Annotated in this window: 16 protein-coding genes, 1 tRNA gene and 1 pseudogene; 2 read left to right on the top strand and 16 right to left on the bottom strand. The window is 45.5% G+C overall.

Going from position 1 to position 15,154, the window contains the following annotated elements; all coding sequences use genetic code 11:
• Positions 1–86: 86 nt before the first annotated feature.
• Positions 87–983 carry a DUF4595 domain-containing protein gene (locus DWZ67_RS19365; protein WP_005831035.1) on the bottom strand — a complete coding sequence of 299 codons (897 nt, stop codon included), beginning with the start codon at positions 981–983 and terminating at the stop codon, positions 87–89.
• Positions 984–1,304: 321 nt separating this feature from the next.
• Between DWZ67_RS19365 and DWZ67_RS19355 the strand changes: the two genes are divergently transcribed.
• Positions 1,305–2,753: an ATP-binding protein gene (locus DWZ67_RS19355; RefSeq protein WP_120139515.1), complete on the top strand. Its 1,449-nt coding sequence runs from the start codon at positions 1,305–1,307 to the stop codon at positions 2,751–2,753.
• The gene (locus DWZ67_RS19350; RefSeq protein ID WP_005831042.1) at positions 2,750–3,382 is read left to right on the top strand and encodes a response regulator; all 633 of its coding nucleotides are present in this window, start codon (positions 2,750–2,752) and stop codon (positions 3,380–3,382) included. Before DWZ67_RS19355 ends, DWZ67_RS19350 begins: the two co-directional genes overlap by 4 nt.
• A 78-nt stretch (positions 3,383–3,460) precedes the next feature.
• On the opposite strand, the gene DWZ67_RS19345 is transcribed toward DWZ67_RS19350, so the two are convergent.
• From DWZ67_RS19345 to DWZ67_RS20515, 15 genes and pseudogenes are all read right to left on the bottom strand, one after another.
• Positions 3,461–4,693: a DUF4861 domain-containing protein gene (locus DWZ67_RS19345; RefSeq protein WP_120139514.1), complete on the bottom strand. Its 1,233-nt coding sequence runs from the start codon at positions 4,691–4,693 to the stop codon at positions 3,461–3,463.
• Between the two features lie 174 nt (positions 4,694–4,867).
• On the bottom strand, positions 4,868–5,671 hold the full coding sequence (locus DWZ67_RS19340; protein WP_005831048.1) for a gluconate 5-dehydrogenase: 804 nt from the start codon (positions 5,669–5,671) through the stop codon (positions 4,868–4,870).
• Between the two features lie 56 nt (positions 5,672–5,727).
• A pseudogene (locus DWZ67_RS20520) lies at positions 5,728–5,862 on the bottom strand (5-keto-4-deoxyuronate isomerase); the annotation flags it as partial.
• Positions 5,863–6,115: 253 nt separating this feature from the next.
• Positions 6,116–6,186 (bottom strand) — tRNA-Gln (locus DWZ67_RS19330).
• A gap of 124 nt (positions 6,187–6,310) precedes the next feature.
• Complete coding sequence (gene tyrS, locus DWZ67_RS19325) at positions 6,311–7,603, bottom strand: tyrosine--tRNA ligase (protein ID WP_005834072.1); 1,293 nt, start codon at positions 7,601–7,603, stop codon at positions 6,311–6,313.
• Positions 7,604–7,710: 107 nt separating this feature from the next.
• The gene (locus DWZ67_RS19320) at positions 7,711–8,376 is read right to left on the bottom strand and encodes a TatD family hydrolase (RefSeq protein ID WP_044468783.1); all 666 of its coding nucleotides are present in this window, start codon (positions 8,374–8,376) and stop codon (positions 7,711–7,713) included.
• Complete coding sequence (yidD, locus tag DWZ67_RS19315; RefSeq protein WP_005831056.1) at positions 8,373–8,594, bottom strand: membrane protein insertion efficiency factor YidD; 222 nt, start codon at positions 8,592–8,594, stop codon at positions 8,373–8,375. Before yidD ends, DWZ67_RS19320 begins: the two co-directional genes overlap by 4 nt.
• The gene (gene rnpA / locus DWZ67_RS19310; protein ID WP_022400586.1) at positions 8,591–9,007 is read right to left on the bottom strand and encodes a ribonuclease P protein component; all 417 of its coding nucleotides are present in this window, start codon (positions 9,005–9,007) and stop codon (positions 8,591–8,593) included. The genes yidD and rnpA overlap by 4 nt, the downstream gene beginning before the upstream one ends.
• A gap of 198 nt (positions 9,008–9,205) precedes the next feature.
• A complete protein-coding gene (locus tag DWZ67_RS19305; protein WP_005834069.1) occupies positions 9,206–9,958 on the bottom strand; it encodes a uroporphyrinogen-III synthase in 753 nt (250 codons plus the stop codon).
• Positions 9,959–9,962: 4 nt separating this feature from the next.
• Positions 9,963–10,694 carry a DUF4271 domain-containing protein gene (locus DWZ67_RS19300; protein WP_022400587.1) on the bottom strand — a complete coding sequence of 244 codons (732 nt, stop codon included), beginning with the start codon at positions 10,692–10,694 and terminating at the stop codon, positions 9,963–9,965.
• Positions 10,691–11,278, bottom strand: a complete 588-nt coding sequence (locus tag DWZ67_RS19295) for a TIGR00730 family Rossman fold protein (protein ID WP_120139523.1) — start codon at positions 11,276–11,278, stop codon at positions 10,691–10,693. Before DWZ67_RS19295 ends, DWZ67_RS19300 begins: the two co-directional genes overlap by 4 nt.
• 299 nt (positions 11,279–11,577) lie before the next feature.
• The gene (locus tag DWZ67_RS19290) at positions 11,578–12,234 is read right to left on the bottom strand and encodes an RHS repeat domain-containing protein (protein WP_243635193.1); all 657 of its coding nucleotides are present in this window, start codon (positions 12,232–12,234) and stop codon (positions 11,578–11,580) included.
• Between the two features lie 348 nt (positions 12,235–12,582).
• Positions 12,583–12,936: a hypothetical protein gene (locus DWZ67_RS19280; protein ID WP_133302956.1), complete on the bottom strand. Its 354-nt coding sequence runs from the start codon at positions 12,934–12,936 to the stop codon at positions 12,583–12,585.
• A gap of 109 nt (positions 12,937–13,045) precedes the next feature.
• Positions 13,046–13,564 (bottom strand): hypothetical protein, encoded by a 519-nt coding sequence (locus tag DWZ67_RS19275; protein ID WP_057089651.1) that lies wholly within the window; start codon positions 13,562–13,564, stop codon positions 13,046–13,048.
• Positions 13,565–13,570: 6 nt separating this feature from the next.
• Positions 13,571–15,154: RHS repeat-associated core domain-containing protein (locus tag DWZ67_RS20515; RefSeq protein ID WP_243635192.1), on the bottom strand; the 1,584-nt coding region annotated here is incomplete at its 5' end.

The following is a 15,154-nucleotide window of genomic DNA, read 5'->3' as shown; positions in this document are numbered from 1 at the left end:
AAGAAGGGGTTGTCTCGGCAAAAGGCAACCCCTTACATTTTATAGGCTCATGTCCTGTTCCACAAGAATAAACAGATGTTTTATAATTACCAAGTAAATGTACATCTGTATTCATCCCACTGGTCTTTTACAACCAGTTCCGTAGGATAACTGTCGGAATTCAATGTCCATGTAAAATACATATCGGACACAGAGTCCTCGCCATTGTATGTATAATGCCCTACAAGCGGCAGATGTTTCGTAGCCTTACCAAGCATGCCTCCATAATAGGCATATATCATCTCGTCCATATCCACATCCAGTATTTCATCAAACAACATCAGGCAGCCCTTATTCTCGATAGGAGCTGTTATATTATCCGTCGTATAGTCTATGGCAGCACTATACTCCCACTCGTCATTGCTGTCGATAATTCCGTCACCATTGAGATCCCCACTAGCTACATAACGTGTGGAAGTCTTCACCACATCTCCATCCTTATAGGTGATGTTCGTTATTTCACCATCGCTTTCAGAGCGTTTCATTACAACCAGATGGCCTTCAGTGTCGTATTCCATCTCCCAAGTAAACTCATCGGCATCGGGAGTACCAGCGTGGTCTATTGAGTTGCAAAATTCCACATAACCATCGCTGTTGAGCTGCAAGTTCAGTTCTGTAACATCGCCCTCTTCATCCGTCACGGTGATTCTTGCTCGGTCCTTTGCAACATCTGCCTTTGTAGTAGCGGGAAAGTACTCAAAGACGGCTTTATCCCCATCCTCAGTTGTAATGTTCGTCACCAGCCCTTCTTCATTGTGAGAAATCGCCATGCCCGAAACCGACTTCGGAAGTCCTCCCGTAAACACTTGCGAAGGATTGACCACAGTGGCGGTGTTTTCGCCACCCTCACCATTCTCATTTTCGTCATCGTCACTGCAAGCAGTGAATCCCAAGCACAACGCCACACCCAACATGGAGGCAGCCATCATTTTAAACATTTTCATAAGTTACAAATCTTGTTTTATCCCCATCCCTCTAAGGAAAATCCATAATAACAAAAGTATAAGGAATGCCGTCCGTATCTCACGACAACAAGACTCTGCCATTCAAACCCGGACAGATACTTTTGGCCATTTATCATTCCCAGACAAAGCTTAATATTTTTTGCAAAGTAATAAACTTTTCCTTTCACTCCTTGTCACTGAAAAAGGTGATTTTTCAGCCACATACAGAAAAAATTCAGCATCTCCAATAAAAAGCAAAATGAATAAGACGTATATTTGCAACAACTAAGCACAGATTGAATTCCACTAAAATATACCGATATGAGGGTACGCCATACTAAGCTATTATCACTCCTCTTTTCTTTAACCACTATCCTGCTTCACGCCGGAGAAATACCAACAGACACTCTGTTGGCACACTTCTACAACCGGGCAGCCAATCTCATGGAAGAAGGACACTACGATGAAGCGCAACGTAGCTTCGACAGCGCCTTTGCCACCCGGAACGTAAAGCACTCCTTCATGTATCCCATCTTGCTGAACGAACAAGCCACACTACTGATCTATGTGGGAAAGACAGAAGAAGCCCTTGCCATGAAAAAAAATGTGCTCCCCTACCTGCCGCAGATAAATGATTTGGAAAAGCACATCAGCGTATACAACGATTTGGGCCTCCTCTACCGTCAGCACCAAATGAATGACTCTACACTCTACTATTACAATAAAGCACTGGACAGTGCCTTGCAATATGGGGACGAAAGCTGGATAGCCCACATCTGCAACAATGTGTCCATCCTATACTTCAATATCAGGCAGCTGGACGAAGCAGAAAAGTATACCGACATGGCCACCGAACATGCCGCCAGAACCGAAGCCCCATTCGTAGCCTTCACCACCTGGCAAATCAGGGCAACCATAAAGGCTGAACTGAACAAGCTGGATGATGCTGAAAAATCCAACCGCAAAGCCTGGAACATTGCCTGCCACGGAGAGGGAAACGAAGACCTATGGAAGATACGCTGCCTGCCCGGCATGCTGAGACTCTTTGAACGAAAAGAACAACCCGATTCCATAGACCACTACTTGAAATTGGGGAACAAACTACTACAACGGGTACCATCCAACTCCATCGCTGCCATAGGATTCATACAATCGAGGGCAGCCACCGAAACAAACCGCAAAAACTATGCCCGCGCCTTGAAGGACTTCCACTGGCTGCGTAACCGGAAAACCGGTACCGAGCCCAAAACACTACTTACACAAATGGCACGATGCTACGATGCCTTGGGAAACCCCAAACTGGCCTATACCTATATGGATAGTGCCCGCATGTGGACTGATACGCTGGCACAGCACAATCTGACGCAACAAATGGCAGAATTCAACGTGAAATATCACACACAAGAAAAGGAATTGGAGATAGCCCACCTGCAACAAGAACAACTGGAACACCAAGCCTTCCTGCTAAAAGCCTCCATTGCTGTAGCCCTTCTGTCCGGTCTTGCTCTCATTACTTTGTTGACGCTCCGCCACAAGAAACGAATAGCCGAAAAGAAGATTGAACTGCTAAAGCAAGAAAACGAACTGAACTCGGCACGCCGTTACATTGAAGGGTTGGAAGAGGAATGCAAATATTTTGCCAAGGAACTGCATGACGGCATAGGATTGCGCACCGTAAACGACCGTATCAGAGCCATCAACGCTACCGCCAATGTATGCTCGTCAACAGAAAACAACGTTTTCACCCTACTGCTTAACATAAACGAATGAAACCAAACAAAGAAACATACAGAATACTGGTAATAGATGACCACCCGATTGTTGCTGAAGGCATCATCGCATTGGCCTCGCAACTCGAAGGAGTGACATGCAAAGGAGCCACTTGTGCAAAAGACGTGGAACAACTGACCCTCAAAGAGAGATTCGACCTTTGCATCATTGACCTTGAACTACCGGATATGAATGGATTCCAACTCATATCCCACCTTCACAGCCAGATACCCGAATGCGGCATTTTAATCTATACCATGCATGAAGAACCTTGGATCATAGCCAAATTATCCACCCTAAACATCAACGGAGCTGTTTCAAAAAATGCCAGCACCAGCGAATTGAGAGACGCCATCAGTACACTGAAAAACGGAACCAGATACTTCAGCAATGTTTTCAGCGAACTGGACAAGGAAAAACAAAACACCCTACCACATGCACTTCCCGAATTGTCGAGACGTGAAAAAGAAGTGCTCGCCTATCTCTCGCAAGGACTGAGCACTTCTGAAATATCCCAATTACTATTTCTCAGCATCAATACAATACAGACTTACCGGAAGCGCCTGATGGAAAAACTGGAGGCCAAAAACGTTGCAGAACTTGTCTACAAGGGGAAGAGCTTATTCTGAGAACATTTGTCATTCGTCCGGACAGTTACAAACCTCCAACTTCTCAATCTTCTCCGTCTGAAAAGGAAGAAAATCAACTTAGCGGATACTCACCGTCATCGGATTGCGTACCTTCTGTGCAAATGCCGCCATATAGCTATTCCAGGCTTCAGCCGTCTTGATGTCCGCACGGTCCCAGGCAAAACCCCAGTAATACACGTAGTCGGCACCCGGCTCATAGTCGCTGACAGCCAGTACGTGGCCGTCTGCATTGTTACGCATCTTCTTCTCCTCTACGGGGAAAAGCACGGTTTTGGCTTCCTTCACAACGGCAGGGAAAGCGGCACCCATAAATATCTTGCCATTATCCGGTCCGGTAGTGGGGTCTACATACGTCATATAGCCACCGGCGGCATCAGCCACCACAGCACCGTCCGGTTCGTGCAGCACAATACCGGTAACAATGGGCAAAGATTCCTTTAGATTGCTATACGAAACGGCAGTACGGTTCAGATGAGAACCGGCATCCAGCGTAATCAGACGCGTTTCCACCACCGCAGTATCCCCTTTCACAGCCAACGGATTGAACTCCAGCTTCACCGTGAAGCGCAACGGACCGTTGTCCAGCACCTCCTGCGTCTTGTAGCACCACGGATAGATAATGGTATCATTCACCATCAATGCAGACACTCCGGCTCCCAATGTTGGGCCTACTGCATAGCAGTCCATGCCATAACCGTGGTCTATATGATAGGAGAATGTGCGTACCAGCTCATCGGCTGCCTTCGGGTCTGTCTTGCGCAATTCATTAACCTGCTTCCAGGAGTCTGCATCCAGTTCCTTGGCATATATGTCTTCCAGTACCGGTGCAGCAGTGCCTCGCTTCGTAAACAAGTCGTAGCCGAAACCGCGTTCACCCCTTGCCTGCAATGCAGGACCGTAGGCACGGAAGCCTACCAAGTCGTTCTCCCAGGCCATGTCGTCCAGACGTTCGGGATACTGCCGCCCACAAGCCCTTACCTCCACATCGACGGGAGTACCGGCCTGGACGGTATATGCAGCCGATGCATTGGCGGCTACCGTAGCAGGGAAGATTAATTTGTCATCGTAGGTCACTTGGTAAGGCACCTGCTCCCCTTCGACATTCAGAACCACAATCTGTGCGGTGTCTGCCAGATTCAGAAGGTTTGAGATTTCGGTCATGGACACCTCTACCATTTCATCGGAACGGTCCATCGCTAACGGATTGGTTACCGTAACAGTCACTATCTTGCTATCGTTGCAAGCAAGACAGCAGAGGGCCGCCATACATAATAAAAGAAAGTTTCTCATATAATCATTGCTTTTTCCTAATCAGTTGTATAACTTTCTTTTAGGCGCGGATTTCGCGGATTATACGGATTTTCCTTATCCTTTCCGCGAAATCCGCGTAATCCGCGCCCAAAAGAAAAAGGTGACAAGTGACATTATCCTGCCACTTTATCACCTTCTCAATTATCCTTAAATTTATTTCGGTTGCTTTCCGATATAAGCCAAAATACCTCCGTCTACATAGAGGATGTGACCGTTTACCGCATTAGAGGCTTCCGATGCCAGGAACACTGCCGGACCGGTAAGTTCTTCCGGAGCCAGCCAGCGGCCTGCCGGAGTCTTGGCGCAGATGAACGAGTCGAACGGGTGACGGCTACCGTCGGCCTGCTTTTCACGCAGCGGAGCAGTCTGCGGGGTAGCGATGTAACCCGGACCGATACCGTTACATTGGATGTTATATTCACCATATTCAGAGCAGATGTTGCGAGTCAGCATCTTCAAGCCACCCTTGGCAGCGGCATAGGCCGACACAGTCTCACGACCCAGTTCGGACATCATAGAGCAGATATTGATAATTTTACCGTGGCCCTTCTTCATCATGGCAGGCAGAACAGCCTTTGATACGATGAACGGAGCATTGAGGTCGATATCGATTACACGACGGAAGTCAGCAGCCTCCATCTCGTGCATAGGAACACGGCGGATGATGCCGGCATTGTTTACGAGGATATCAACAGAGCCTACTTCCTTTTCAATCTGGGCTACCATGGCCTGAACAGCAGGTTCGTCTGTCACATCACATACATAACCGCGTGCCTTGATACCCTTTTCAGTATAGGCAGCCAAGCCTTTGTCTACCAACTCCTGGTTGATATCGTTGAAACAGATAGTTGCTCCTTGCTCTGCAAAAGCTGAAGCGATAGCAAAACCGATACCATAAGAAGCACCTGTAACAAGGGCTACTTTACCTTCCAAAGAAAAATTCAAATACGGATTCATAACGTTAAATTATTAAGTTTAAATAAGTGATATTCTATTTATGTACGATTTGCAAGTAGTTTATACTCAATGGAAACTTTATTTTGGGAGAATGCCTTCCCTATAAGGAAATCGCAGCGAATGCTTTTCGTATCGTAGCTTTTCACATCATCGGGATGCTCAGCATAGCGAATTTCATAGTTCGTTTTCATGATTGCACTACATTTAATAGGTTATAACTTCAGCCATCAAATACACATCGTTTGCGTACACGATGCAAATGTAACAAAAGAAAATGGAGAAACCGTATAAATTTGTGTCAATTATATAGCAATATCGTTCAAAGATTCGTAAAAAGAAAAAATCTATACCTATAGTGCCAACAAGAGGGGGAAAGAATAACAAAAAAACCCACTAAAACTTGCGATTTTAGTGGGTTTTTAGCTGCAATTAGCTGTATCGTAGTTGGACTACCAGGATTCGAACCTGGACAAACAGAACCAAAACCTGTTGTGCTACCATTACACCATAGTCCAAACATAGGGCTTTCTGTTAAAAAGCGGTGCAAAGATAAAAGGAAGCCCCGAAATATCCAAATATTTCGGGGCTATTTTTACTGCCGAAGCATTATTTCCTTAATTACTTCTCTTTAGGATACCGCTATTTGGCGATAATCAGATAGTAATTCTTCTTGCCGCGCTGTACCAGCAGGTATTTTTCGTCCAGCAGATCGGCTGTCGTAATCACCTGGTCGAAAGCAGCCAGTTTCTCCTTATTCAGAGAAACGCCACCGCCTTGCACCAGCTTACGCATCTCGCCCTTGGAAGCGAATACAGCAGCATTATCCACGAACAAATCCACCGCCTTCACACCGGCAGCCAGTGCATCACGGGATATTTCGAACTGGGGAACACCCTCGAACACAGCCAGCAGCGTATCTTCGTCCAACTTCTTCAGTGCATCCGAAGTTGCATTGCCAAACAAGATGTTGGATGCATCCACAGCAGCGTTATAGTCCTCTTCGGAATGAACCATGATAGTCACTTCCTTGGCCAGGCACTTCTGAAGGACGCGCAAATGGGGAGCAGCCTCGTGCTCGGCCGTCAGAGCATCAATCTCCTCCTTGGACAGTGCAGTGAATATCTTTATGTAGCGTTTGGCATCCTCGTCGCTCACGTTCAGCCAGAACTGGTAGAACTTATATGGAGAAGTGTAGCGCGGGTCGAGCCAGATGTTTCCGGACTCTGTCTTGCCGAACTTACCACCGTCGGCCTTCGTAATCAGCGGGCTGGTCAGTGCAAATACCTCCCCACCGTTCGTACGGCGAATCAGTTCGGCACCGGTGGTGATGTTACCCCACTGGTCGCTGCCACCCATCTGGAGCTTGCAGCCTTTGGTTTCATACAGATGAAGGAAGTCGTACCCCTGCAACAGCTGGTAGGTGAATTCCGTGAAGGAAAGACCGTCACGTGCCTCACCGTTCAGACGCTTCTTTACAGAATCTTTCGCCATCATATAGTTCACGGTGATGTGCTTACCCACTTCACGGGCAAAATCGAGGAAAGTGAAGTTCTTCATCCAATCGTAGTTGTTCACCAACTCGGCACGGTTGGGGGCATCCGAATCAAAATCCAGGAACTTGGAGAGCTGGGCCTTCATACCGGCCAGGTTGCGCTGCAACGTCTCTTCCGTAAGCAGATTGCGTTCGGCAGACTTTCCGGAAGGGTCACCAATCATACCCGTAGCACCGCCAATCAGTGCCAACGGCTTGTGTCCGCAACGCTGGAAGTGACGCAAAATCATCACACTGCAAAGGTGCCCGATGTGCAAAGAGTCCGCAGTAGGGTCGAAACCAATGTATGCAGTCACTTGTTCCTTAGCCAGAAGTTCTTCCGTACCCGGCATCATATCGTGGAGCATGCCACGCCATCTTAATTCTTCTACAAAATTCATCGAATGATTAAGTTATCTGATTAATTATTTAAGTGATTATCTATGAATTGTTTGATTCCTATTTTAATCTGCGCAAAAATACGACTCTTTATTCGAAGAAACAACTCTTAGGGTTTAAAAAAGACTTTGCAGACATTTCTCCGGAGTGTTTCTCCAAGCTCCTCGGGAGAGATGCCGCGCACTTCGGCAGCGCGTGCATACAATTCCCCGATGGAAACTTCGCTTTCATCCGTTTCGATGAACAGCCGGTCGGCAGGTACCCGGCACAAGGCTGCTTCCTGGTATTTCTCCCCGAATGAAAGGTAAAAGCCATGTTTCAGATATTCCTCCGCCAGCGCCGCCTTGCCACGGAAACCATGTATTATCCACGGATTCGACGGGCGCAAGTCCCGCTTCACCTTCAGCAGTTCATCAACTGCCTTCACCAGATGAATCACCAGCGGCTTTCCCACTTCCTCTGCCAAACATGCCTGGCACCTGAACACTTCCACCTGCAAATCCATCGGAGCATCTGCCAGCTTGTCCAGCCCGGCTTCGCCCACGGCAAGTACTTGGGGATGGCGCACTAACTCCTCCAGGCCGCACACCCTGCTAGCCACAGCACCTTCGGCTCCTGAGTGTTCACCTCCACTCCGACCTATATGCCAGGGATGTATCCCCACCGAATACCATCCGCCGCTCTGTGGAGAGAACGTTTCGGGATAGCAATTTGCAATGGCAGTTCCGGGTACTTGCGGAAGCCGGTGTGTATGTATGTCAACTGGAATATTCATGGAACGGGATCATATCCGGAACCTCCCCAGGGATGGCAGCGCAGAATGCGCCTGACTGCCAGACAAAACCCCTTGAAAGGTCCGTGTTTCTTGATGGCCTCCACCGCATATTGCGAACAAGTGGGGGTAAAACGGCATGAAGGCCCTATCATGGGCGATATGCACTTCTGATAGAAATAGATGGGAAGCAGCAGCAGATATGAAAGCAGACGCTTCATGACACCTGCGGAGTTTGCTCGGCTTCAGCATTTGCCGCTACCTTCTCGGCAATGCGTGCCAAAGCTGTCTTCATACGGTCCTCAATGACAGAAGAGTCTACCAACTGGTCCGAAAGATAGATGAAGGCCACGGCCAGACGGCACTTTTTTTCCGTCAGCACGGCCAGCAGTCCGTGTTTGTTCATGCGGTAGGCTTCACGTATCTGGCGTTTCACGCGGTTGCGCTTCACCGCCCGCTTGAAACGGCGTTTCGAAACACTTACAAGAATGGAAACGGGTGCCTCCAGCTCCTCCACCGGCAGATACACCACACGCAAAGGGAAAACCGAAAACGAGCGTGAGCCGCCCGCAAACATCTTCTCTATCACTTTCTTCTTGTCCAACCGTTCGGACTTACGCAAGGTATTTGGCATGGGGTGATGAGTTATAAGTTATGAGTGATGAGTTATGAGTGATAAGTTATGAGTGATAAGTTATGGGGCGATACAAAAACGAGCTACAAGTACCTGGCGACATAAAAGCACAACCACTTGTAGCTCAATTTTATAAATCCATTGTTATGTCTACAAGCTATAAGCAAATCACTCATAACTTATAACTCATAACTCTTTTTACTTTCCTTTATTATTCTCCTTGATAAACATGTCAAGCGCCGCCGTCATTGAGGGTGCCTGCACGCTGGGAGCTTCCAGGTCAAGACGAAGTCCGGCATCACGGACTGCCTGGGCAGTGGTAGAGCCGAATGTTCCGATCTTGATTTCCTTCTGGTCAAAATCAGGGAAATTCTTCTTCAAGGCACTGATGCCTGCCGGACTGAAGAACACCAGCATGTCATAATCAAAAGCCTCATCTGCAGCAAAGTCATTGCTGACAGTACGGTACATGACAGCTTCCGTGTGCTGAATCTTATTCTTATCCAGCAGATTCTTCACGTCATCATTGTGTACATCCGACATTGGTACCAAGTACTTTTCAGTCTTATGCTTAACAATGGAAGGTATCAAATCGTCAATCTTCCCGGTGTTTCCGAAGAAAATCTTACGCTTACGATACTGCACATACTTTTGGATATACAGAGCAACGGCCTCCGTCACGCAGAAATACTTCATTGTTTCGGGAATTGTCACACGCAATTCTGTACACAAGTGGAAGAAATGATCAATAGCATGACGCGAAGTAAAAATAACGGCAGTATGATCCAAGACCGAAATTTTCTGTTGTCTGAACTCTTTCGCTGAAAGGCTCTCCACTTTGATAAATGGGCGAAAATCTATTTTCACACCATACTTCTCGGCGATGTCGTAGTAAGGAGATTTCTCTGATGCCGGTTTCGGCTGCGACACAAGTACTTTCTTAATTTTCAACGTCCTAAAATTTTATTATCAAATAACTGTTTAGCTGCATCACACCTTGATATAACACAAAACAAGGCATGATTTCAAGGGCACAAAAGTACACAATTAAAAGCAAACCGCCATATAAATTGTTACAAAAAAGCTTTAACCACTTGTATAACATCAATATTTTAGCAAAAAAGGCTAAAATCAATCCGATTATTATCGTCAGCTGCAAACTCAAATCAAAATAGACTACGAACAGGGCAAACGGGAAAAGGGCGAATCCCAAGTAATAAAGTAGCGTAGAATAGGACTCAAGCCATAGCGTTGTAACACTTTCGTCAAAAAAAATCCAACCCAGAAAAGAGTAGAGCATCCACTTCAAGCACAAATAGAAGAGACACACACCGATGTAAATCCCCAGCAGAAGCCCCGGCGACACATGACGTACCAGTTCCGGCTGTATATCATTGAAGTAGCTGAAGATACAGACACCCGCAAGGATGCAAGTCTGCAGGATGAGCAGCAGCAAATAGCGCATATCGGCGGCTGTGGAAGTGGCAAATATGCTGGTACGTTCGCGATGAAGCAGGAAATCCTTCACCAGTTGCAGCAGGAACTTGCGGCTGCGTGACAAGACATAGGCCGACAGAAAGAAACAGCACAAAAGGACCACGGTGATGCCATCGTCCATTCTCGGAGAATATGGAATAGGAATCCCCTCCGTCCCCACTACTGCCCAAGCCATCAACAGCCCTATCATATTGCAGCGAATTTACGGATGGAGGCGTCCCACAAGGGAGTGGTATATATCAGTTCCACGGCTTCCTGCGGTGTCTGCGCCACATGCCAGATGGCACCGTGCTGCACGCGCATGAAGTTTTCGTCCACCGCCTGCCGGAGCATATCGAGCAGAGGGCCGAAATAGTTCTTGACATTCAGTATCACAATCGGGTTCAGATACAGTCCGAGTTGCTTCCAAGTGATGATTTCCAGCAGTTCTTCCAGGGTGCCGCAACCACCGGGCAGGGCGATGACGGCATCGCTCAGGTCGGCCATTGTCTTTTTCCGCTGGTGCATGCTTTCCACTTCCACGAGTTGGGTAAGTCCGGTGTGATGCCATCCCTGCTCCACCATGAAGCGGGGAATGACGCCCGTCACCTCTCCCCCTGCCCGGAGTGCCGCATCGGACACAGCGGACATCAGTCCCATATTTCCCGCACCATTAATCAGGCGAATTTGCCGCTGCCCCAGCAGAGTGCCCAGCTCACGGGCTGCATCGAAATAAACGGAATCTATCTTTGTGCTCGAAGCACAATATACGCATACGGAATTTATCTTGTTCATCATCTTGTTACCTCCTTTTTTAGGTACCGCCACAAAGGTACATGATTTCGGGGAGATTTGAAACAAATTTCTTTCTTCCCACTTACGACGGGGGATTTTTCATAAATCAATAACGGATTATGTGTGCCGCAGGCACTGATAAGGCACATTAAACAGAGCTACACCCTTTGCCCCGGATAGCTACACCCTTTGGGGTAAATGGCTACACCATGTCAGGGAAAGGGTGTAGCCTTATATAAAAGGTAAAATTCCCTGTTGACATATAGTGATGAAAGCAGGGAATCGTTCACTTTATTGAATCAGAGGACCTTATATATCAATATTCGAGCCAAAAGTAATCCGTCAAGGTCAATCCGATTAATAGGATTATTCCCGCAATAAGCATAGAGACTTGTATTGAAGTAATTTTCAGCAGAAGGGTCCACCGTCGTAAACCTTCCCAGCGCAGCATCATACATGCGTGCCCCATAATCATACAGATTCAACCCCTTCTTGCCATCGTACTCCTTGCCGTTGTATTTATAAGGCTGCACATTGCCTGAACTTGCAAACACACCACCGAAGGGATAGTAATGGTTCGCTTCCTCAACAGCACCGCTGGAACTGAGGACTACGCGGTCGTTTCCCTGATGGTCCTGCAGGTAATAGTGATACTTCTTGTCCGAAAGCGTAACATACCCCTCTTCCGTAAGAAGAAGCTTGGCAACACCGTTTTCATAGACCACATTGCAGCAATACACCGTAGGAACCAGATTGCCCGAACCATCTGCCTCCTTATACATCATGCGCCGCTTGATGCCGTCGGCAGTATAGCCATACTGTATGAAACCGCCGGAAGCAAAAGTGACGCCTGTTGGCAAATTTAATACATTATACGTAATATCGCTAATTCCCTTGTTTAAATCTTTGGTCAAATTGCCGTTCGCATCATAAACGTACTCGTTCGCCTGCTTCACACCGTCCTTGAACTCGAAGCTGCCGTTGTAGGCAGAAACTAACTATTTCCAATGAATTCAAAATAAAGATTCCCTACTTACAATAGTCATGCAAGCAGGGAATCATTTAAGTTGTCTAATCCGAAGATGCGATATCCCAAAGCAGCAGATGAGGGTATCTGCTACAATGGACAGATGAATATTACAATTTCAAATATATTATATATAAGGTTCTATTCTTTACATCAAACACAAAAAAGGCGACAGCATTACCTGACTTCTTGTAGTAAAAAGAGTGATATCCGTCTTGTGTACCTAAAGATTTGTTAGCCTCTAAAATCCATTTGCTACGTTGAAAATCTTCCCTTTTTAAAAAAGCCATTTTATAATAGGTCTCAAACTTGGTACTATCAACTTTTTTCGTCCAGTTTTTTTCCCCCACAATAAAGAATCTACCTCATATTCATCATCAAATAGAACAAACGAGGAACTTGTCAAAAAACGTTGTACAGTGCTATTTGACAATTCATATTTTTCTACAACATCATAATCTTGAATATTCCAAGATTCTGAATAATCGAAAGACTCTATCTCAACTTTATTCACGCCTAATATTTGGGCTATTTCAATATCAGTCTTAGAATGATAACTAAAAAAATAGTGCCACACCATACCCAATAGAGAAAACGCCAATATTGTATATATAGTTTTCTTATAACGCATAATATCTATTATTTATAAAAACCATTTCCTACTACCAAGAGGTCTATTAATGCGATGCCCCACTTTTCCTAAACCATATCCATATATTTCGTATAAAATATCTGTATCATCAAAATCCATTCTGTCTCATATAGTACATTATTCTTTTTGAAGGACAGTACAATAATAAATATTTTTCCAATTCATTGATATAGATACAACTGTAATAACTATTTGAATCATTCAAACAATTCTCGAATGCCTTTTCTTCATCCGTTTCACCTTTGTTTATAATCCACGATAATTCATTCCTATATTTCAGTTGTATTATAGAATCTATGGGACAGTTTATCCATTTTGTAACTTCAACAGTATCTGGCAGAGACACATACTCCCAATTATCTTCTATCTTAGGATATGCAGAATCAACAAGAACATCTTTTAAGCGATAAACAAACAGCTCAAAATAATCTCCCTGGCTCCAACCAATATAATCTTTATGATAAGCAATCTTAGCATTTCCATTATAGTTTGGAAAAAGAGTTTTAAAATCTTGCTTTTTTAAAGGAGTAAAATTCATTTCCTTTATGATACCATAAGTAACGCCAAGAATTATCACAGTCAATATTGTATAGCCTATTTTCTTCATTACACTCTATTTAACTACTGGAACGATTGCATATCCATAACCATATATCAAAAAATCCTTTCCATCACCTGCTCTACCGGGTCGGCCAACCCATGTCGCAAAATTGCGGAATGGTCGATTATCCATCGTAAAGTCATACTTATCCATATACTTTTCTGAACCAATAAAGACTTTCCCGGTCTTATCATCTATTAAAGTCATTTTCAATGTACCATAAACTTTTCCAGTATTGGTTAACCTCCATATAAAATTTTTATATATAGATTTGTTCTGACTAAAAGACGAGGTGTTTACGCCATGTAGCTCAATCTTACTTTGATCCACGAATAACGGTTCTCCCGTTTTATTCCTCCACCATGTATCAGCCTCATCTTTGGTCAGATAGCCATCATAGTCAGGTCTGTCTTTCAAACTGGTATAACTTGTCACGTAATTGGAACGCGCTTCATCATCTACCAACCCTCCGTAGCCTAAACTATAGCTTAACGCTTCAGAATGAGACATACCTTGCTTAAAGTTTGATTTATTCATTATAATGGCATCCCCTTGCAACCCTTCATCATCAGTACCCAATAAAAAACCACTTTCATCATAAATAGGACTTACCAATCCTCCTGTTGGATCTATAAAGCGCACTGGATTATTCAAACAATAAGCATAAAGTCCGGTATTGAAATACTTCTCTGCCAACGGGTCATTCGTCGTAAACCTCCCCAACACCGCATCATAATGTCTCGCCCCATAATCATACCAGTTCAAACCCTTCTTTGAGTCATATTCCTTACCGTTGTACTTGTAAGGCTGAGCATTGCCCGTGCTTGCAAATACACCACCGAAGGGATAGTAGTGGTTCGTCTCCTCCACTGTGCCGCTTTGGTTAATCACTACACGGTTATTCCCCTGATGGTCTTTCAAGTAGTAATGATACTTGCTGTCACTCAAAGTAACATAACCCTCTTCTGTAAGCAGCAACTTCTGCACTCCGTTTTCATAGATCACATTTCCGCAATAATCAGTTGTAGTGGTTGTACCTCCTATCTTATGTACAGTCTTCAACTTTGTGCCGTCAGCTGCATAGGTATAGGTAATGGTACTCCCGTCACTGAAAGTCACCACACTGGGCAAATTTAAACAATTATATTGGATATCAGTGATTCCCTTGTTTAAATCTTTAGTTAAATTGCCGTTAGCATCATACGCGTACTCGTTCGCCTGCTTCACACCGTCCTTAAACTCGAAGCCACCGTTGTAGGCGGAAGCCGTCACGGCATCGTCCACACGGGTCAGCTGATTGCCGTTCAAAGTGTAAGTCAGGTTATCAATCAAACCGTAACTGGAAGCAGCGGTCTGACCGTAACGTTGCAGGGTCTTGATGTTGCCGTTTTTGTCATAGGCGGTTACATTCTCACTGAAACGGTTGGTGTTCGTATTGATGCCGGCTGTTTCACCGTAGGTGGCGTTCATCAGGCGGCTTAATCCGTCATAAGTGAATTTGTAACCGCGGACTGTACTTTCGTTCCCGGACTTCCAGGTCATGCTGCTGATATTGCCATTGTACTTCGCTGTACCCACACCCGTGTTGTAGTACAC

This window comes from Bacteroides sp. AF34-31BH, from assembly GCF_003602795.1.
Taxonomy (GTDB): domain Bacteria; phylum Bacteroidota; class Bacteroidia; order Bacteroidales; family Bacteroidaceae; genus Bacteroides; species Bacteroides uniformis.
This window is presented reverse-complemented; position numbering and strand designations above follow the sequence as displayed.

Bases quoted from the DNA above. Each gene is read 5' to 3' on its own strand.
- DWZ67_RS19300 (WP_022400587.1), bottom strand. From the start codon at position 10,694: ATGATAGGGCTGTTGATGGCTTGGGCAGTAGTGGGGACGGAGGGGATT.
- DWZ67_RS19275 (WP_057089651.1), bottom strand. From the start codon at position 13,564: ATGAAGAAAATAGGCTATACAATATTGACTGTGATAATTCTTGGCGTT.
- DWZ67_RS19320 (WP_044468783.1), bottom strand. From the start codon at position 8,376: ATGAATATTCCAGTTGACATACATACACACCGGCTTCCGCAAGTACCC.
- DWZ67_RS19355 (WP_120139515.1), top strand. From the start codon at position 1,305: ATGAGGGTACGCCATACTAAGCTATTATCACTCCTCTTTTCTTTAACC.
- DWZ67_RS19280 (WP_133302956.1), bottom strand. From the start codon at position 12,936: ATGCGTTATAAGAAAACTATATATACAATATTGGCGTTTTCTCTATTG.
- yidD (WP_005831056.1), bottom strand. From the start codon at position 8,594: ATGAAGCGTCTGCTTTCATATCTGCTGCTGCTTCCCATCTATTTCTAT.
- DWZ67_RS19350 (WP_005831042.1), top strand. From the start codon at position 2,750: ATGAAACCAAACAAAGAAACATACAGAATACTGGTAATAGATGACCAC.
- DWZ67_RS19345 (WP_120139514.1), bottom strand. From the start codon at position 4,693: ATGAGAAACTTTCTTTTATTATGTATGGCGGCCCTCTGCTGTCTTGCT.
- DWZ67_RS19340 (WP_005831048.1), bottom strand. From the start codon at position 5,671: ATGAATCCGTATTTGAATTTTTCTTTGGAAGGTAAAGTAGCCCTTGTT.
- DWZ67_RS19365 (WP_005831035.1), bottom strand. From the start codon at position 983: ATGAAAATGTTTAAAATGATGGCTGCCTCCATGTTGGGTGTGGCGTTG.
- tyrS (WP_005834072.1), bottom strand. From the start codon at position 7,603: ATGAATTTTGTAGAAGAATTAAGATGGCGTGGCATGCTCCACGATATG.
- rnpA (WP_022400586.1), bottom strand. From the start codon at position 9,007: ATGCCAAATACCTTGCGTAAGTCCGAACGGTTGGACAAGAAGAAAGTG.
- DWZ67_RS19295 (WP_120139523.1), bottom strand. From the start codon at position 11,278: ATGAACAAGATAAATTCCGTATGCGTATATTGTGCTTCGAGCACAAAG.